3 protein-coding genes are annotated in these 1,418 nt (G+C 53.9%); all 3 read left to right on the top strand.

Translation table 11 applies throughout. The annotated features are described in order from the left end of the window. A partial coding sequence (locus tag ACZ60B_RS42935; protein WP_469397539.1) for a S1 RNA-binding domain-containing protein occupies positions 1–433 on the top strand: 433 nt, incomplete at its 5' end. 62 nt (positions 434–495) lie between these two features. Then, positions 496–780, top strand: coding sequence for an integration host factor subunit beta (ihfB, locus tag ACZ60B_RS42930; protein ID WP_004928264.1), 285 nt, complete (start codon positions 496–498; stop codon positions 778–780). A gap of 369 nt (positions 781–1,149) precedes the next feature. Next, the coding region (locus ACZ60B_RS42925) for a hypothetical protein (protein ID WP_469397526.1) at positions 1,150–1,418 on the top strand (269 nt) is incomplete at its 3' end.

Genomic DNA, 1,418 nt, shown 5'->3' with positions numbered 1-1,418 from the left:
AATCGCTGCGGTTGTTCTGCAAGTTGACGCAGAGCGCGAGCGTATCTCCCTGGGCGTGAAGCAGCTGGCTGAAGACCCGTTCAATAACTACCTGTCTATGAACAAGAAAGGTGCTATTGTTACTGGTAAAGTCACTGCAGTTGACGCCAAAGGTGCTACAGTTGAATTGGCAGGCGGCGTAGAAGGTTACCTGCGTGCATCTGAAGCCTCTCGCGACCGCATTGAAGATGCAACTCTGGTTCTGAACGTAGGTGACGAAGTTGAAGCTAAATTCACCGGCGTTGACCGTAAGAACCGCGTTGTAAGCCTGTCCGTACGTGCTAAGGACGAAGCTGACGAGAAAGACGCCATCGCAACTGTTAACAACAAACAGGAAGAAGGCAACTTCTCTAACGCAATGGCTGAAGCTTTCAAAGCGGCTAAAGGCGAGTAATGACGGGGGGCGGTTTCTGACCGCCCCGATACGGTAGTTTAGCTGCAAAGCTTGGAGGTACTATGACCAAGTCTGAACTTATTGAAAGACTTGCTGGCCAGCAATCTCATATTCCGGCGAAGGCCGTTGAGGATGCAGTGAAAGAGATGCTTGAGCACATGGCCGCTACGCTGGCCGAGGGCGAACGCATTGAGATCCGCGGATTCGGCAGTTTTTCTCTTCACTACCGTGCCCCGCGTGTAGGTCGCAACCCGAAAACCGGTGACAAAGTTGAGCTGGACGGCAAGTACGTTCCTCACTTCAAACCAGGTAAAGAGTTGCGTGACCGCGCCAATATCTATGGCTAGTCGCTGACTGCTCATAGCGTTGTTGCTTGAAAAGAATATAAAACGGTGCCTTTAAGGCGCCGTTTTTTTTCGCCTGCGGTTCTCCCTGCTCCGCTTAGGAATTGCGCACCGCGCCGCATTTACGATGTGGCTCCTGCATAGATCTCTCTTATCCTGCCATGTTCACCGCATCTTCATTAAAGCCCGCTGGCGGTGACATGTCGGCTGAATGATCCTGCTTGCTTGCCATGACGCGCTTTTGCTCATGGCGGAGCCGATGGGAGAAGAGCGATCAAAATTTCGCTGGATCTGGCGATATTCGCCGTTATCTGCGGCATCCTGCCGCTGCTGGTTTTACCGCAGTTGCCTGAGCAATGGCAGCTGTGGCCGATGCTGCTTGTTGCCGGTTTACTGCTGCGCATCCGTTGGCCGTTTTGCCGTTATTTGGCCTACCTGGGATTGGGGTTCGCGTGGGCGGTTTTCAACGCCGGAAGCCTGATTGGGCAAGTGGAGCGCTTAAGTCGCGGGCCGGATGTGACGGCGGTGGTGCAGGTTAGCAGCATCGCGCTGAAGCCCGCCGCCAGTAAACAGGCGCTGATGCGCATCGAGCGGATAGATGGTCATTGGTTGGTACCTGCATTGACGTTTACCACGCTATG

Source organism: Streptomyces sp. NPDC104096, assembly GCF_055584385.1.
This window is presented reverse-complemented; position numbering and strand designations above follow the sequence as displayed.

Excerpts from the sequence above, each read along its gene's own strand:
- ihfB (WP_004928264.1), top strand. The coding sequence starts at position 496 with ATGACCAAGTCTGAACTTATTGAAAGACTTGCTGGCCAGCAATCTCAT.